The 16,679-nt window shown below is 62.2% G+C and carries 14 protein-coding genes; 13 read left to right on the top strand and 1 reads right to left on the bottom strand.

Features of this window, described 5'->3' with window-relative positions:
- The first annotated feature begins 35 nt into the window (after positions 1-35).
- The 13 genes from HNQ36_RS10785 to HNQ36_RS10725 all read left to right on the top strand — a co-directional run bounded on the left by HNQ36_RS10785 (position 36) and on the right by HNQ36_RS10725 (position 15,889).
- Positions 36-1,301 (top strand): tyrosine-type recombinase/integrase, encoded by a 1,266-nt coding sequence (locus tag HNQ36_RS10785; protein WP_184084691.1) that lies wholly within the window; start codon positions 36-38, stop codon positions 1,299-1,301.
- Entirely contained in the window at positions 1,294-2,814 is a 1,521-nt protein-coding gene (locus HNQ36_RS10780; protein ID WP_184084688.1) for a site-specific integrase, read from the top strand. Before HNQ36_RS10785 ends, HNQ36_RS10780 begins: the two co-directional genes overlap by 8 nt.
- The gene (locus HNQ36_RS10775) at positions 2,811-4,820 is read left to right on the top strand and encodes an integrase (RefSeq protein WP_184084685.1); all 2,010 of its coding nucleotides are present in this window, start codon (positions 2,811-2,813) and stop codon (positions 4,818-4,820) included. Before HNQ36_RS10780 ends, HNQ36_RS10775 begins: the two co-directional genes overlap by 4 nt.
- A 3-nt stretch (positions 4,821-4,823) precedes the next feature.
- Positions 4,824-5,294, top strand: a complete 471-nt coding sequence (locus HNQ36_RS10770) for a hypothetical protein (protein WP_184084682.1) — start codon at positions 4,824-4,826, stop codon at positions 5,292-5,294.
- A complete protein-coding gene (locus HNQ36_RS10765; RefSeq protein WP_184084679.1) occupies positions 5,291-5,686 on the top strand; it encodes a DUF6262 family protein in 396 nt (131 codons plus the stop codon). The genes HNQ36_RS10770 and HNQ36_RS10765 overlap by 4 nt, the downstream gene beginning before the upstream one ends.
- Positions 5,683-7,791: an ATP-dependent DNA helicase gene (locus HNQ36_RS10760; RefSeq protein WP_184084676.1), complete on the top strand. Its 2,109-nt coding sequence runs from the start codon at positions 5,683-5,685 to the stop codon at positions 7,789-7,791. The genes HNQ36_RS10765 and HNQ36_RS10760 overlap by 4 nt, the downstream gene beginning before the upstream one ends.
- Positions 7,792-8,118: 327 nt before the next feature.
- Positions 8,119-8,361, top strand: coding sequence for an antitoxin Xre/MbcA/ParS toxin-binding domain-containing protein (locus HNQ36_RS10755; protein WP_347339962.1), 243 nt, complete (start codon positions 8,119-8,121; stop codon positions 8,359-8,361).
- 321 nt (positions 8,362-8,682) lie between these two features.
- Complete coding sequence (recF, locus tag HNQ36_RS10750; protein ID WP_184084673.1) at positions 8,683-9,822, top strand: DNA replication/repair protein RecF; 1,140 nt, start codon at positions 8,683-8,685, stop codon at positions 9,820-9,822.
- Between the two features lie 251 nt (positions 9,823-10,073).
- Positions 10,074-12,515 carry a DNA topoisomerase (ATP-hydrolyzing) subunit B gene (gyrB, locus tag HNQ36_RS10745; RefSeq protein WP_184084670.1) on the top strand — a complete coding sequence of 814 codons (2,442 nt, stop codon included), beginning with the start codon at positions 10,074-10,076 and terminating at the stop codon, positions 12,513-12,515.
- An 82-nt stretch (positions 12,516-12,597) separates the two neighbouring features.
- Positions 12,598-14,007 (top strand): MATE family efflux transporter, encoded by a 1,410-nt coding sequence (locus HNQ36_RS10740; RefSeq protein ID WP_184084667.1) that lies wholly within the window; start codon positions 12,598-12,600, stop codon positions 14,005-14,007.
- Complete coding sequence (locus tag HNQ36_RS10735; protein ID WP_246395353.1) at positions 14,004-14,492, top strand: DUF2867 domain-containing protein; 489 nt, start codon at positions 14,004-14,006, stop codon at positions 14,490-14,492. Before HNQ36_RS10740 ends, HNQ36_RS10735 begins: the two co-directional genes overlap by 4 nt.
- A gap of 40 nt (positions 14,493-14,532) precedes the next feature.
- On the top strand, positions 14,533-14,991 hold the full coding sequence (locus HNQ36_RS10730) for an Rrf2 family transcriptional regulator (protein ID WP_184084664.1): 459 nt from the start codon (positions 14,533-14,535) through the stop codon (positions 14,989-14,991).
- Complete coding sequence (locus HNQ36_RS10725) at positions 14,981-15,889, top strand: NAD(P)/FAD-dependent oxidoreductase (protein ID WP_184084661.1); 909 nt, start codon at positions 14,981-14,983, stop codon at positions 15,887-15,889. The genes HNQ36_RS10730 and HNQ36_RS10725 overlap by 11 nt, the downstream gene beginning before the upstream one ends.
- On the opposite strand, the gene HNQ36_RS10720 is transcribed toward HNQ36_RS10725, so the two are convergent.
- Entirely contained in the window at positions 15,886-16,641 is a 756-nt protein-coding gene (locus tag HNQ36_RS10720; RefSeq protein ID WP_184084658.1) for a bestrophin-like domain, read from the bottom strand. The genes HNQ36_RS10725 and HNQ36_RS10720 overlap by 4 nt on opposite strands.
- Positions 16,642-16,679: the final 38 nt, after the last annotated feature.

Genomic DNA, 16,679 nt, shown 5'->3' with positions numbered 1-16,679 from the left:
ATTCGCCTTAGCTGTCCACTTGGGGAAATGTAAACTTGGAGCCGCTTTTTCGGGTCCAAATCCTGGTGATGTCTTCGGGGGAACGCTTCCCCCTGGTTGTTGACCAGGGCGGTCGTCCCTGCTTCGACGTCACCGCCTTTCTCCTCCGGGAACGGCGCCCCCGAGGGGTGGCATTCAACACTCTGAAATCTCACGCCGAGGCCATCCGCTTCCTGCTGACATGGGCCGCCGTGCGGCAGGTTGACGTCGACGAACGGCTGATGGCCGGCGAGCTCCTGAGCCTTGCCGAAGTGGAGGCACTTGCCGGCGCCGCACGCTTGGGATTCGAAGCGCTCGCGACGGAGATTCCGCAGAGACCGAAAGCTAGACGGGCCAAAGCGATTTCGATCGAGCGTCTACGCAAACCCCGGGCCGCCGCTGCCGGGGTCGCCCCGGAGGTCGCCGGCACACGCCTCAGGTACATCGCAGATTATCTCGATTGGATCGTCAAGGAGAGGTGTCGCAAGCCGCGACGAAGCGCCACGGGCATCATGCCCGGCGAAGTCGGACCGCTGCTCAGAGCTCGCGCGCCCAAGCATCACGCACGAAATCCCGATCATGAACGGGAGGGCTTGTCGGAAGAAGCGCAGGCCACTCTCCTGGCGGCGGTCGCGGCCGGTTCGCCGGACAATCCCTTCGACGATCGCGAGTTCGTGCGCGATCGAAATGAGTTGATGGTCCTGCTCTTCTACCACGTCGGCCTCCGCCAAGGTGAGCTCTTGAAGCTGAGGATCACGGGAGACCACTTCAATGCGCAGAAACGGACAATAACCGTCACCCGCAGCCCCGACGACCCGACCGATCCGCGGCGCGATCAACCTCAGGCGAAAACGAACGGCAGGACGCATAAATTGAGCGACGGCCTGACCAAAAGAATCCTCGACCACATCGTCAAGCACAGGCGGCTACGCAAGCACGCGTCGTCGCACAGCTTCCTGTTCGTGTCCCAATCAGGCCGGCCGCTCTCCAAAAGCGCAATCAGCAACCTATTTAAAACCATCAGGACCAACGTCGTCGGGCTGGACGACACCCTGTCGCCGCATCAACTGCGGCACACCTTCAACGAAAATCTCTCCGACATGTTCGACGCAAGCGGGACCAGCGACGAGAACGAGAAGAAGCTCCGGGCCTATCTCAATGGCTGGTCACCGAAGTCGGAGACCGCAGCCACCTACCTGCGGCGTCGCATTCGCGATGAGGCGCAGGAGCTGGGCGTCGAGCTCCAAGAAAAGCTCGGTAAAGGGAGCGCAACTCGTGAATAAGCCCGCACTCGATCTGGCGCCGCTCGGCACCGTCCGAACGCGCGATGGCGCGGTGATGAACGTTGATGGTCCCGTTTGGAATTTTACGGCCAATGGGAAGCGGTTCAATCTCAACTTCCGTGACTTTGAGCGCTGGCTCAGCAGCCCTACTCTGGATGCATTCAAACGCGTCCTGGCCCATGCACTGACGATTCAATCGCCCTACACTGTGATGTCCAGCTTTCGCAATATGGGCTCATTCTGCCGCTACAGCGCGGAGACCGACAATAATGTCATTGATGCGTTCACCCCGGCGGCTGTGCTCAACTACTACGCTGGCCTCGACCAACGTCGGCGTTGGTATATGGGAAGGATTATCGGGCTTCTCCGGCTGTGGCATGAGCTCGGCTACCAAGGTGTCCCGCTCGACACCTACAAGATCCTAGACGAACTGAGCCCAGGCAGAAATCCTCTCGGCGAGGCCGTTCTCACCCACGATCCCCTCAAAGGACCTTTGTCGGACGTCGAGTTGGAAGGCCTCATCGCCGCTCTGCAGCGCTCGTTCGAGCGTCGTGAAACCGACCTTCAGTCGTTCGTGCTCGTTTGGCTCCTCCTGGCGACCGGACGCCGAAACATTCAGCTCGCAGCCTTGAAGCTTCGCGACTTTAGGGTCGATTCCGCGACGGACGGCACGCGCTTCTACTGGCTCGATGTGCCGCGCGCAAAGCAGAAGGGCCTGTCCATCCGCGCGACATCGCGCCCGTTCAAGCTCTCGCCGCAGGTCGGCGAGCTGGTGGAAATCCTGGTTGGCTACAGACGTACGATCGATGCGCGCGGCGACGAAGCGCCGCTGTTCGCCGGACTGGAGGAAGGCGGCGGTCCTGGCCTTGAGGGGCATTTGAAGGCCGACCAGGTGAAGTACCGCCTGCAAAGCATCGTCGATCGCTTAAAGGTCACGTCTCCGCGAACCGGCGAGCCGTTGCACATCACGCCACGTCGCCTACGGTACACGATGGGCACCCGCGCCGCGGCCGAGGGAGGCAACGAGTACAAGATCGCGGAGTTGCTCGATCATTCGACCTCGGAGACCGCGAGAATTTACGTGAAGGCCTCTCCGCAGATGCTGGAGCGCATCGACCGGGCGATCGCCGAAGAACTTGCTCCATTCGCCCAGGCATTCGCTGGGGTCCTCATCGACCACGAGAGCGACGCCCGTCGTGGTCAGGATCCGAACAGCAGGATCATTGATCCCACCATCACGGAAGGCCCGGTCGGAAGCTGCGGTACATTCAGCTTCTGCGCACTCTCGGCGCCCATAGCCTGCTACACCTGCATCAACTTCCAGCCGTGGCTCGATGGCCCCCACGAAGACGTTCTCACCGACCTCCTCGCGAAACGGGAAAGCATGATCGAGCGCAACGGCGACATCCGCATCGCGTCGATCAACGACCGCACGATCCTGGCCGTGACCCGCGTCGTCCAACTGTGCCGCGAAAAGCAAACAACCGCGGCAATCGAAGGTGGCGATGCATGAGCGTTGTCCCGTTCGTTCCGAAAGACGCGCTAGATGCGCGGCGCAACGTCGAAGAGTTCGTCCAGCTCGCCCGAGACGAACTCAAGGTCTTTGGTGCAGACCTCGACTTCGATGCTCCTCAATGGCCCGTCGGCGTCCAGATTTGGGGACCGCGCACCCGTGACCTGTCGCTCTCCTTCAGAAAGTTCGGCGGGATCTCCCGTAAACCAGCGCCTCCTCTCGACGAGCCGTTCGGGTCGTTCATCAAGGCCTACGTCCGGTACTCCTACGGTCTCGGCCCGACTAAGACGGTGGGCGTAAAGATCGCTGCGTTCCGGGCACTGGAAGAAGCTCTGGAGGGGCGGAAGGTCTGGGAAATCGACAGCGGGATTTTGAACGAAGCTGCTCGAGTCATCCGCGAGCGATGGGCCTCGAACCGCGCGGCAAACTGCGGAGGCTACCTCGAAGAGCTGTCGGACTTCCTTGATCGCCACCACATGACGGCGCACAGGCTCGCCTGGCGCAACCCGATCCCGCTCAAGACGGACCATCTGCGGACCGTGTCGTTGGACTCGGCCAAGAAGAGAAGCGAGCAACTGCCATCGCAAGCCGCCCTTGATGCACTGCCATCCATCTTCCGTTCGGCGGAAGGCGTTGCCGACGCGATCTTGACCGGGATCATCGGCCTGCTCGTCGCCGCGCCGGAGCGGATCAGCGAGGTCCTGACGCTGCCGGTCAAGTGCGAGGTCGAGCAGGACGGCCTGTATGGGATCGCCTGGCGCCCGGTGAAGGGCGGCGAAGCAACGGTGAAGTGGATCATACCGTCGATGGTCGAGATAGTCCGCGAGGCCATCAAACGGCTGCGCGAAGCGACCGTACCTGCGCGCATCATCGCGCGCTGGTACGAAGAGAACCCTAACGCTCTCTATCTGCCTCCTGAGTTGGTGCATCTTCGCTCGCAGACCGAGGTCACAACGAGGGACATCGCAGCCATCTGCGGCTCGAACTCGATTACAAGCCCTTTTGCTAAAGTGCTGAAGCTCACGCCGGTCCGTAGAAAGCGCCTGTCAACCGACTCGCACGCTTATCTGTTCCGGGACGTTGAGGCAGCATTGCTCAAGCTGATGCCGCGCGGCTTCCCCATCTTCGACGATCGCACCGGTATGAAGTTCTCGGAAGCCCTTTGCGCGATCCGGATGAACGAACTGATCCCGTCGCGGTCCACTCACCACAGCGTCGTGCAACGGATCAACATCGTGCATGTGAACGCCTTCTTGGGTGCGGGACCGGAAAGCCGCACAAGCAGCCTGTTCGAGCGATACGGCTTCACCGAACCGGACGGATCCCGGATCGTCGTGACGTCGCATGCCTTCCGCCACTGGCTGAACACGATCGCCCAGAGGGGTGGTCTCAGTCAGATCGATATCGCGCGCTGGTCGGGCCGCAAGAGCGTCGCGCAGAACCAAGCCTACAATCACATCACCGCTGACGAGTTCCTCGCGACCGTCGAAGGCATCGCGGCGAACGCCGGCGACGTCAAGGTGTTCGGCCCCATGGGTGAGATCGCTCCGCAGGATCCCGTCGAGCGCGCGGAGTTCATGCGGATGCAGATTCCGGCCGCCCATACGACGGACCTGGGCTTCTGCATCCATGATTTTGCACTCACCCCCTGCCAACTCCACGGCGATTGTGGAAACTGCTCCGAGCACACCTTCATCAAAGGGGATGCTCGGCAGAAGGCCAGCGTTGAAACGCGAATCGAAGAGACCGAATCCGCGCTGAAGCATGCGCGCGCGGCCGAAACAAGCGGAGCAGTCGGTGCGGACCGCTGGACGGTGCACCAGATGAAGACCATCGAGCGGCTCAAGAGAATGAAAGCGATCCACGAGGACGCCTCGATCCCGGACGGCTCCATTGTTCAGCTTCCGACTCCCGAAATGCCTTCCGAGATTCGCATCTCGATCGACAAGCGCGCCGACGAAGACGCCGATCTGAAGGCGTTGCTCGCCAATATCCGATTGGGGTGAACCGTGCCGAAGAAGCTGACAGACACTCAGATCCAGACATTGAAGGAAGCGATCGACGGCTGGAACGCCACCGACGGACCGCTGACCTGGGACGCGCTGCGCGAGTTCATCAAGGCCCGCTTCAAGACGTCATACACGCGTCAGGGGCTCGATAAGATCGAAGGCATCAAGATCGCCTTCACCGTCAGGAAAGCGGCTCTTCGCCGAATGACGGCGGCTGGGGAAACAGCATCGACGGAGCTTGGAAGGGCGCTGGAGCGTATAAATCGGCTGGAAGCGGAAAGAGACCGGCTGTCCGCCGAAAACAGCGCTCTGCTGGAGCAGTTCGTGGTCTGGACCTACAACGCATCCACACGCGGTCTGGATGAGAAGTTCTTGAGCCGGCCACTGCCGCCGATCGACCGAGGTGCAACGCCCGGCGAGCCAAGCGCCTTCAATCGAAAGGCCCGGTCACGCGCGAAGGCAGCATCATGACCACGTCCAAATCAACGCAGGAGATCGCGGCCGAGCACTTCCGGACGCTGAAGCACTATCTGGACACGGTCGAAAGCTTGCCGGCCAGGGGCGGAAAGCTGAACGTCTCTGCCGTGGCTGAAGCCTGCGGCTTCGACCGCGGCGTCCTCTACACCAATCCCGAGTGCAACCGGCTGCTCAAGGCCGTCCTCGAGGAGAAGGGACTTGGCGGATTCGCCGAGCGCGACGACGACCCGGCGGACGAACGACGGCGCATCCTCGAACATCGTGTCAATCAACTGGAGCAGCGAAACGCGGCGTTGATGGCTGAGAACGAGGAGCTTCGCGCCAAGGTGCGCCAGTTCGGGCACATCGAGAATCATGTGATCACCACAGGCCGCCTGCCGCGATGACCCAGACCGTTACGATCGACAACGTTCTGTCGACCTCGTTCCGGGGATACATCTTCAACGCCACCACGGCCGGCGGCAGCCGGTGGCGGCTCGTCGCCGACAAGAACGCGATGCCCCGCACGCCCGTGCCCGGCGAGGTCTGGCTGATCAGAGGAAAGATCCGCAACGACCCCCGCTTCGGGCGGCAGGTCATCGTGGACAGTGCGGAGCTGACTAGGGCGTCGGGACGGTTGATTGTCGGTCTGCTGCAGGGTCCGAACTTCCCCCACGTCGGCGAGAAGACCGCGCAGGCTCTCTGGGAGCGGTTCGGCGAAGAGCTCTACAGCATCCTCGACGTCGGAGAGATCGATCGTCTCTTCGAAGTCCTCGGTCCCGGCCGTCGCGCGGTAGCGCAGGCTTCGACTTTGCTCGACGGTTGGAGGCGCCTGTCGGCGGAAGTCGCAGCCTACCGTTGGCTCGATCGCCACGGCTTCCGGCCGGCGCTTGCCCGCAAGCTGGTCGATTGCTATGGCGCCGATGTGACATCCAAGCTGGAGGCCAATCCCTATCGTCTTATCGCCTTTGAGAACTGGGCCCGCGTCGATGATGCGGCCCGGTCCATCGGTGTTCGTGATGATGATCCGCGACGCCTGGCTGCCGTCGTAGAAAGTGTCCTCTTCGATCGGCTGGACCTGAAGCACACATGGACCTCGAATCAGGAGCTTGTCGATCGCATCAACCGAAAGCTAAGCGCCGACCTCACCGAAAAGGCGGTGACAGCGGCCGCCGAAGCTGGCGGAGCAGTCAAGGCCCACGACGGATGGATGGCGCCTGGCGTCGCCATGATGGAGCGGTTTGTCGCTGAACGCTGCGCAGCGCTTGTGGGCCGCCCGCCCAGCAAGACAGTTACTGAAGACGTTCTCGATCGTCATGAGGCCTCATCCGGCTTGCGTCTCACTGAAACTCAACGCGCAGCGGTCCGCATGGTCTCTGAACAGCGGTTGTCTCTGCTGCTTGGGGGCGCTGGCGTGGGCAAGACCGCAACTCTGTCTGCGATAGTCGCGATGGCCCGCGATTCCGGACGGACCGTCCATCAGATCGCTCTCTCGGGCCGTGCGGCCCTGCGCATGCGCGAGGCGACGAATTACCCCGCCCGGACGATCGCGGGGTGGTTGGGCCGGATTGAGCGTGAGGAAATGAAGCTCGAAGGCCGCAACCTCGTTATCGTCGACGAGGCAAGCATGCTGGATCTCGCGACTCTTTATCGCATCATCCGCGCACTCACCCCATCGTGCCGTCTGTTGCTCGTAGGGGATCCGGCACAGCTTCCTCCGATCGGCTTTGGTCTAACACTGCATGTGCTCGCGACCGATAGCTCAATCCCGAAGATGGAGCTTACCGAGGTGATGCGGCAGGCTAAAGAATCCGGCATTCCCGGTCCTGCTCGCGCCGTGCGGGACGGGCGGCTTCCTTCCTTCGACCACTTCGATGCAAGCCGCAGCACCGGGGTGTCACTCGTGGCGTGCAATCGAACTGAGATCGTCGACAAGGTACACTCTTTATTATCTGCGATGGGTGGACCCAGCCAGGTGCAGGTCATAGGCTCGGTCAAAGGGACGAACGACAGAGCTAGTGGTTCGATCCGCGCGATCAACGCCGCTTGCCATGAAACAGCGATGCGTGACGCACCCGTCCTGTTCGATCGGTTCTGCCCTGGAGAGCCGGTAATCTGGACCGTGAACGACTACGAGCTCGATCTCTACAATGGTAGCATCGGGACCGTCGTGGATCGAGTTCAGACAGATGAAGGGCCAGCTCTCGAGATCGCCTTTGATGGCGAATCCAAACTGCTGCCGGCGTACGCCCTTCCGGACCTCGAACTCGCCTATGCGATCACCTGCCACAAAGCTCAGGGCAGTGCGTTCCCCAAGGTCATCATCCCGGTTGTGGAAAGCCGCATTCTCGATCGGACTCTGATCTACACGGCGCTCACCAGAGCAAAGCGACAGGTCGTGTTCGTGGGAGACCTTCGGGCGCTCTCGCAGGCGATCCAAGCCGACCCTGCTTCATCCCGGCGGGACACCGGCTTGGGGTGCCGACAGAAGCCCCAGCTGGTCTATCCCTGACCTCCATCCTTCTGTTCGACTGGCGGCCATCCTTCCGTCCCGACCTACCCCCTCCAAGGAGCGTCGCGCACAGGCGCTGTCTAGGATGCCGCGGCACGCGGCACCGGCGGAGCCGGCGCGCAGCGTCCTAGACAGTGACGAGCACGGCGCTACGGTTGTTTGGTCGGGTACGCCTCCCCCACGCACGCTCAAAGGTGGGCTTTATTGGATTATCGAGTTGAAATATGATGATCTAAGCTTCGCGCGGCTCCGAATGCCGTGTCGCTCAGATAGCGAAACCGCGGTCAGAGAAACCCAGAGAATGCGCGAGCTCGTTTGCAGCGTTCGATATCGAAATTGAGGTTGGCACATCAGGCAATGCCGAAGCCAGGTAATGACCGGCGGAAGTTCGCGGAGATCTTGGCCGCAGCGACATCCGTCTTCGGGTCCAAGGAGGCAGCAGAGCGATGGTTGGAACAGCCGGCTATCGGCTTGAACCAGCGCAGACCGATCGATCTGTTGGCGACACCTGCTGGCGTTGAACTTGTGGAAGATCTTCTTGTTCGACTCCAGCACGGCGTCCACACGTGACACTCGCCAGTTCGGGAAGATGATCAGCTCGCTCTTTACGAACAACTGGCTTAGGCAGCGTCCCCAAAAAAGGGGATCCGCATAGCAAAAAAGTGTAAACCTGAATCCTTGAAAATGGCCCCTTGTCAGACTCAAAGTTTACAAACTATGGCTCAATCTCAGCTCCGCCCCTTATTTGCAGCGCTCAAACACACAGTTTACATCTGTAAGTGCATAGAACGGGTGTAAGGCTCTTTCTGTTCACTCACATGCTCACTAGATTGCGTCATGGCCGGGCTTGTCCCGGCCATCCACGTCTTTAGGGATCGCTTTGAGCCACTAATGACCGTCTCCCGCATCCTGCGCCTCAGCCTGACGCATTTCCGCAACTACCGCGCGGCGAGCGTGGAGACGCGTGGCGATGTTGTGGTGCTGGTCGGCCCCAACGGCGCCGGGAAAACCAACTGCCTCGAAGCGATCTCGTTTCTGTCGCCGGGACGCGGCTTGCGCCGCGCCACGCTGGACGACGTCGCGGATATTCAAGGCGATGGATCGTGGGCCGTATCCGCGGAAGTCGAAGGCGAACTCGGCCTCGCCACCCTCGGCACCGGCATCGATGCGCCCCGCGCGGACGGCACAACCTCGCCACGCCGTGTGCGCATCGATCGTGAACCGGCCACCTCCGCGACTGCCTTCGGTGATCATTTGCGTATGGTCTGGCTGACGCCGGCGATGGACAGCCTGTTCATGGGCGCGGCCTCAGAGCGCCGACGCTTTTTCGACCGGCTGGTGCTCGCCATCGACAGCGAACATTCGAGCCGTGTCTCGGCGCTGGATCGCTCATTGCGTTCGAGAAACCGCCTGCTGGAAGACCGCAACTTCGACGCTCACTGGTGCGACGCCATTGAGCGCGAAACCGCGGAACTCGCCGTCGCGGTCGCCGCGCAACGCGGCCAGACCCTGCAGCGCCTCGCGGGGATGCTTGCCGCGCGCGGGTCGGCGTCGGCGTTTCCGTCCGCGCTGATTGCGCTCGACGGCTGGATGGAGAATGCCCTGCTCACCGACACGGCCACCGCCGTGGAGGACCGCTATCGCGAGATGCTGCGCGAGAGCCGCGCGAAAGATGCCGCCGCCGGGCGCACGCTGAACGGACCGCACCTGACGGACCTGATGGTGATCTACGCGCCGAAGAACATGCCGGCGCGCGATGCCTCCACCGGCGAGCAAAAGGCGCTGTTGATCGGCCTCGTGCTGGCCCATGCCAATCTGGTGGCCGAGATGACCGGCATCACACCGTTACTATTGCTCGATGAAGTCGTCGCACACCTCGATCCCGGACGCCGCGCTGCGCTGTTCGATGAACTGACAAAGCTCGGCGCGCAGGTCTGGATGACCGGGGCGGACCCTGCGGCCTTCGTCGACGTTGGCGCGGGCTCGGACGTTTTCGATGTCGAGGGCGGCCAGGTTTCGCGCCGCGCGTAAGGCAGAATCGCAAGCCAAAATCGTCGCCAACGGAGCCTGCGCAGACGGTCCGAATCAGGCTTTTCCACAGCCCCGAAAATGCCGTTTCGGAGCCTTGAAAAACAGCCGAATATTCCCATTTATTCAATAGCTTGCAGGGCGCCACTTTGTCCTAGGAGCTTAACTGTTTTCATGGCACAAATTGACAATCGAAGGCGCGTTTTTCGCGACCCGATTCGATCTCTCTGCCGAACCACTTTCGAAGGCAACTCATGACCGAACCAGCCCGGCAAACCAGCGCCGAACCTATGGACAATCCAGGGGCGGAGTACGGCGCTGAATCGATCCGCGTGCTGAAAGGTCTCGACGCCGTTCGCAAGCGTCCGGGCATGTATATCGGCGACACCGATGACGGCTCCGGCCTGCATCACATGGTGTACGAAGTCGTCGACAACGCCATCGACGAAGCGCTCGCTGGACACGCCACCCGCGTCGAGGTCGTGCTCAATCCCGACAACTCGGTGACCGTGCGCGACGACGGCCGCGGCATTCCGACCGACATTCACAAGGGCGAAGGAATTTCGGCGGCTGAAGTCATCATGACCCAGCTCCATGCCGGCGGAAAGTTCGACCAGAACTCTTACAAGGTGTCCGGCGGTCTGCACGGTGTTGGCGTCTCCGTCGTCAACGCGCTGTCGAGCAAGCTGGAACTGCGGGTCTGGCGCAACGGCAAGGAACACTACATCCAGTTCAAGCACGGCGACGCTGTCGCTCCGCTTGAAGTGGTCGGCGACGCAGGCGGCAAGCGCGGCACCGAAGTGACGTTTCTCGCCTCGACCGAGACTTTCACCAACGTCGAATACGATTTCGCCACGCTCGAGCATCGCCTGCGCGAACTCGCGTTCCTGAATTCCGGCGTCAACATCCTGCTGTCCGACATGCGCCATGCAGTCGAGAAGCGCGAAGAGCTGTTCTACGAGGGCGGTGTCGAGGAATTCGTCAAGTATCTCGACCGCAACAAGAAGCCCGTGGTGCCGATTCCCATCGTGATGCGTTCGGAGCAGAACGGCATCAGCGTTGAAGTCGCGATGTGGTGGAACGACAGCTACCATGAGAACGTGCTCTGCTTCACCAACAACATTCCCCAGCGCGACGGCGGCACCCATCTGGCGGGCTTCCGTGGCGCGCTGACGCGCCAGGTGACCGGCTATGCCGACGCCATGGCGAAGAAGGAAAAGATCGCGCTGACCGGCGACGATTGCCGCGAAGGCCTCACCGCTGTGCTTTCGGTGAAGGTACCCGATCCGAAGTTCTCGTCGCAGACCAAGGACAAGCTGGTGTCCTCGGAAGTGCGGCCCGTGGTCGAGAACGTGCTGAACGCCGCACTCTCCGCATGGTTCGAGGAACATCCCGGCGAAGCCAAGACCATCGTCGGCAAGGTGATGGAAGCCGCGGCGGCGCGCGAAGCTGCGCGCAAGGCGCGCGATCTCACCCGCCGCAAGGGCGCGCTCGACATCGCCTCGCTGCCCGGCAAGCTCGCCGACTGCCAGGAGCGCGATCCGGCAAAATCCGAACTGTTCATCGTCGAGGGTGATTCCGCAGGCGGCTCCGCCAAGCAAGGCCGCAACCGCGAATTCCAGGCTGTGTTGCCGCTGCGTGGTAAAATTCTGAACGTCGAGCGCGCGCGCTTCGACAAGATGCTCTCGTCTGAGCAGATCGGCACGCTGATCACCGCGCTCGGCACCGGCATCGGCCGCGACGATTTCGACATCAGCAAGCTGCGCTATCACAAGATCATCGTGATGACCGACGCCGACGTCGACGGCGCGCATATCCGCACACTGCTGCTGACGTTCTTCTTCCGGCAGATGCCGCAGCTGATCGACGGCGGCTACCTCTATATCGCGCAGCCGCCGCTCTTCAAGGTGACCCGCGGCAAGTCCGAGCAATACCTCAAGGACGAGCGCGCGATGGAAGATTACCTGATCGACACCGGCCTCGACGACTGCGTTCTGAAGCTGGCGTCAGGCGAGGACCGCAAGGGCCGCGACCTTCAGGCGCTGCTGGAGGACGCGCGCATCATCCGCGGCATCCTGAACAGCCTGCACAGCCGCTACAACCGCACGGTCGTCGAACAGGCTGCGATCGCGGGCGTGCTGAGCCCGCACGTGGTCGGCAACATCGAGACCGCCAACCAGGCCGCCGACTACATCGCCAAGCGCCTCGACGCGCTGGCCGACGAGGTCGAGCGCGGCTGGACCGGCGCCTTCAGGGAAGGCGAAGGCTATTTCTTCGAGCGCACCGTGCGCGGTGTCAAGGACGTCGCCATGATCGACGATGCACTGCTTGGCTCCGCCGAGGCGCGCAAGCTCGACGAATATGCCGCGGCGCTGCAGGAGGCCTATCCGCGCAGCAGCGTGCTCCGCCGCAAGGACACCGAGACGCCGATCCACGGCCCGGTCAGCCTGTTCGAGGCGGTGACCGATGCAGGCCGCAAGGGCGTCACCTACCAGCGCTACAAAGGTCTCGGCGAGATGAACCCGCAGCAACTGTGGGAGACGACGCTCGACGTCAACGCCCGCTCGCTGCTGCAGGTGAAGGTCAAGGAAGTCGACGCAGCCGACGACATCTTCACCAAGCTGATGGGCGACGTCGTCGAACCACGCCGCGAGTTCATCCAGGATAACTCGCTCGACGCCAACGTGGACGTGTAGGCGGGGCGGCAGCTTCACATTCGACTAGCTGCGATGCATCACCGGCCATGATTTGGCCGACCGCTGTGATATGGCTGTGCCCATGACATCCCTCGACAAAGCCGAGTCCGGCTCCGCGACCGGTGTGGCCAGCTTCGCCAGAAGCGCCACTGCGACCGAATTCATCGAAACGATCAAGCTGGCAATGCCCATTGCTCTGACGCAACTGGGCCAGATCGCCATGATGACCACCGATCTCGCGCTGATCGGACGCCTCGGCGACACTGCGGTCGCCGCCGCGTCGCTGGCGCATACGGTGTTCTTCGTTGCCTTCGTGATCGGCATGGGGCTGGTGTCGGCCGTGGCGCCGCTCGCGGCACAGGCGCTGGGCGCGCGTCAGCCGCGTACAGTCCGCCGTGCGCTCCGCGTCGGCCTGTGGGCCGCGCTGCTGCTGTGTGTACCGATGATGATGCTGCCGCTGTTCGGTGAGCAGATCCTGATCCTGCTCGGTCAGGCGCCGGAGAATGCACGCCTTGCGCAGCGTTATCTGCTGGGGCTCGCGCCCGGCATGGCGCCCGCATTGTGCTTCATGGCGATCCGCAATTTCATGGGCGCGGTCAACCGACCCGAACCTGGTCTGTGGATCACGCTGGCCGCGATTCCGGCCAATGCCGTGCTCGGCTACGCGCTGATCCACGGCCACTGGGGCATGCCAAAGCTGGAACTACTGGGCGCGGGCGTCGCCACCACCAGCGTGAACTTCGGCATGTGCGCAGCAGCGCTGTGGTTCACCTACAGCCAGCGGCCGTTCAAGAAGTTTCACGTGCTCGGCCGCTTCTGGCGGTTCGACTGGCCGCTGATGCGGCAGCTTGTCGTGATCGGCGCGCCGATCGCGCTGTCGTTCCTGCTCGAATACGGATTGTTCTCCGGCGCGGGTCTTCTGATGGGCCTGATCAGCACGAGCGCCCTTGCGGCGCATCAGATCGCGCTGCAGATCGCAGCCATCCTGTTCATGGTGCCGTTCGGCATCGGCATGGCCGCCACCGTGCGCGTCGGACAGGCGTTCGGGCGCGGCGACACGGCTGCGATCCGGCGCGCTGGAGCCGTTGCGACGATTCTCGGTATTGTATTCATGACGACCATGACGCTCGCCGTCATTGTCGTGCGGTTTGATCTCGCGCGGCTTTTCTTCGGCGATACGCAGCAGGGCATGACTGCCGTCGAACTCGCCGCGACGCTGATGCTGGTCGGCGCGACGTTCTTTATCGCCGACGGCATTCAGACCGTAGCCGCCGGCGCGCTTCGCGGCCTCAGCGACACGCGCATTCCGCTGCTGCTCGCCGCCATCAGTTACTGGGCCATCGGCTTCACCGCCGCCTACGGTCTCGCGTTCTGGATCGGTCTCGGCGCAATCGGCGTCTGGACCGGCCTGTCGATCGGCACCGGCATCTATGCCATCCTGCTGGTGCTGCGCTTCCATGCCCTGACGCAGCGGCTGAGGCTTGCAACATGAGCGTTCAGGCGTTTCACGTTCAAGACTTTGAACCAGACACCGGGATGAAAGGACTGCTGCCCGGCGCACAGTTCGGCGATTCGTTTCGTGTCGCGGTGAACGACGACACCCTCGACGCACGGCAGGCGGCGGAACGGATGTTCCTGCGCGGCCCCGGATGGATCAGCGGCCTGATGAAGCTGCGGAATCTTGTCGTGGCACCGCTCGGCCTCAAGACACCGACCCACAGGAAAACCATTGTCGCAGATTCCATCGGACCGTTTCCCGTGATCAGCGACACGCCGCAGCGGCTGGTGGCGGGATTCGACGACAAGCATCTCGACTTCCGTGTGATCGTGGACGTCACCGGCAATGGTCCCAATCGTCAGGTCACCGCCACGACGCTGGTGATGACGCACAACCTGCTCGGCCGGATCTATCTCGCGACCATCACGCCGTTCCACCGGATCATCGTTCCGGCCATGCTGCGGCAGGTCCCAAACTAAGCGGTTGACTCTCTCCGTTTCATGTAACATACAAAGTTACATGAAACGCGATAGCCGGTTGTCCTCGATTCTCCATGTGCTTTTGCACATGGCAGAGAAGAACGAACCTCTCACCTCGGAAACCCTGGCGACCTTTCTCGCCACCAATCCCGTCGTGATCCGCCGCACCATGGCGAGCCTGCGCGAGGCCGGTTTTGTCCGGTCCGAGAAGGGCCATGGCGGCGGCTGGGTGATCGCGTGCGACCTCACCAAGGTCACGATGCGTGACATCCATGAAGCGCTCGGCACGCCCTCCCTCTTCGCTATCGGCAACCGGACCGAAAGTCCGGGTTGCCTTGTCGAGCAGGCGGTCAACGCCGCCATGAGCGAGGGATTCCGCGAGGCCGAAGCATTGCTGATGGAGCGGCTGGGCCGCATCACGCTCGCGGATCTTGCCGCTGATTTTCACCGGCGCTTCGCGGACTACAAAGCCAGGCAAGGACACAGAAATGCAGTATGACGCCATCGTTGTCGGCGGGAGTTTCGCCGGCATTTCCGCCGCCACCTATATCGCCCGCGCCCGGCAGAAGGTTCTGGTGATCGACGCCGGCAAACCCCGCAATCGTTTCGCCGAGGCATCTCACGGCTTCTTCGGTCACGACGGCAATGCGCCCGCCGCGATGATCGCCAATGCGCGCGCTCAATTGCTGTCCTATCCGAACGTCACCTTCGTCGCGGGAGAAGCCTTCAGCGCGGCGCAGGGTCCCAATGGATTCGAGATCACACTGGACACCGGCCAATCGGCACATGCAACGCGGATCGTGCTCGCGACCGGCGTTGTCGATGACCTGCCGGATTTTCCCGGATTGCGCGAGCGCTGGGGCAAGACAGTGATCCATTGCCCTTACTGTCACGGCTTCGAGTTCAATGGCGCGCCGCTGGGCGTGCTCGCGACCTCGCCGATGTCGCTTCATCAGGCTGAGCTGGTTCCCGACTGGGGTCCGGTGACGTTCTTCACCAACAAGACCACCGATCTCGACGACGCTGCCCGCGCGCAACTCGCACGACGTCATGTCGTGATCGAGCCGGGGAAGGTCGCCGGGCTTGAGGGCGCGGCCCCTAATCTCACGGGCGTCCGCCTTGAGAACGGGCGGGTGGTGCCGGTTGCTGCCCTCTTCGTTGGCGCTCCGATCCGGATGGCGAGCCCCCTGGCGCATCAGCTCGGTTGCGCGTTTGACGAGACGCCGATGGGTTCGATCATCCGCACCGGGCCTGACAAGCAGACCAGCGTTCTGGGCGTGTATGCCGCCGGTGACGCCGCGCGCGTGCCCCATAGCGTCGCGTGGGCGGTCGCGGACGGGGTGACCGCTGGCGTTTCACTGCATCGCGCGTCGGTTATGCAGGCCGTCGCGGCTTAAGACTTCATCCAGTCCAGCGCCTGCTGCATCGGCACAGGCGACACCTTGATGAAGCCCGTAAACGGCCGGTCCATATCGAAGATCAGATTGATCGCCACCGACACCGACAGTGCGGCGAGAAAGAATGCGGCGATTACGGTGCCGTGGAACGGAGCGAATATCGCGCGGCACAGGAACAGCACGCTGAGCCAGAAAATGGCGACGATCAGAAACGGACGCGGGGTCGCGTTGATTTGCTGGACGGACAAAAGGCGACTGGTCCGCTTCAACTCCCGGATGATGTCGAGCGCATTCTTTCGACCTTCGATATGAACTTCGTTCTTCGGTGCGAACAGGCGAAGGTTGCTCTCGATCTCATCGAGCAGCTGCACCGATTCAGCGGCGTCCTTCGCTGGCTCGGCGCCGCGATCGGTCCATAACTGCGCGATCTTATGTGCCGTGAATGCACGCAGCATCTCGCGCATCTTTACAGCGTCCTGACCGAAATGCACCAGCTCACGGTCGAGCAGCGTCAGGTTGGCGCTGAACTGCTGGACTTCCTGACTTCGTAGATCGAAACTCGATTTCGTATTGGCAACCAGAAGGCCGAGCACAAGCGCCGCAAGCAGCGCGACGACGCCCATGACGTTGTGCACCGTCTTGCCTGTTTCATCTGTTCGGTGATGCTCAGGCAGAAAGCCGCGAAGCGCGAAGCCCAACAGCCCCGCGCCAAAAATACAGATGAACGCGATCAAACCGACGCCAGTAAACATGGCCGTATCAACTGATGAAATGGAAGCCGACCGCTGCC

Source organism: Afipia massiliensis, assembly GCF_014203115.1.
GTDB lineage: Bacteria > Pseudomonadota > Alphaproteobacteria > Rhizobiales > Xanthobacteraceae > Afipia > Afipia massiliensis.
Note: the sequence above shows the minus strand (reverse complement) of the source record. Positions and strands in the feature narration are given on the sequence as shown.

Excerpts from the sequence above, each read along its gene's own strand:
- gyrB (WP_184084670.1), top strand. The coding sequence starts at position 10,074 with ATGACCGAACCAGCCCGGCAAACCAGCGCCGAACCTATGGACAATCCA.
- HNQ36_RS10765 (WP_184084679.1), top strand. The coding sequence starts at position 5,291 with ATGACCACGTCCAAATCAACGCAGGAGATCGCGGCCGAGCACTTCCGG.
- HNQ36_RS10760 (WP_184084676.1), top strand. The coding sequence starts at position 5,683 with ATGACCCAGACCGTTACGATCGACAACGTTCTGTCGACCTCGTTCCGG.
- HNQ36_RS10735 (WP_246395353.1), top strand. The coding sequence starts at position 14,004 with ATGAGCGTTCAGGCGTTTCACGTTCAAGACTTTGAACCAGACACCGGG.
- HNQ36_RS10775 (WP_184084685.1), top strand. The coding sequence starts at position 2,811 with ATGAGCGTTGTCCCGTTCGTTCCGAAAGACGCGCTAGATGCGCGGCGC.
- HNQ36_RS10730 (WP_184084664.1), top strand. The coding sequence starts at position 14,533 with ATGAAACGCGATAGCCGGTTGTCCTCGATTCTCCATGTGCTTTTGCAC.
- HNQ36_RS10740 (WP_184084667.1), top strand. The coding sequence starts at position 12,598 with ATGACATCCCTCGACAAAGCCGAGTCCGGCTCCGCGACCGGTGTGGCC.
- HNQ36_RS10720 (WP_184084658.1), bottom strand. The coding sequence starts at position 16,641 with ATGTTTACTGGCGTCGGTTTGATCGCGTTCATCTGTATTTTTGGCGCG.
- recF (WP_184084673.1), top strand. The coding sequence starts at position 8,683 with ATGACCGTCTCCCGCATCCTGCGCCTCAGCCTGACGCATTTCCGCAAC.
- HNQ36_RS10725 (WP_184084661.1), top strand. The coding sequence starts at position 14,981 with ATGCAGTATGACGCCATCGTTGTCGGCGGGAGTTTCGCCGGCATTTCC.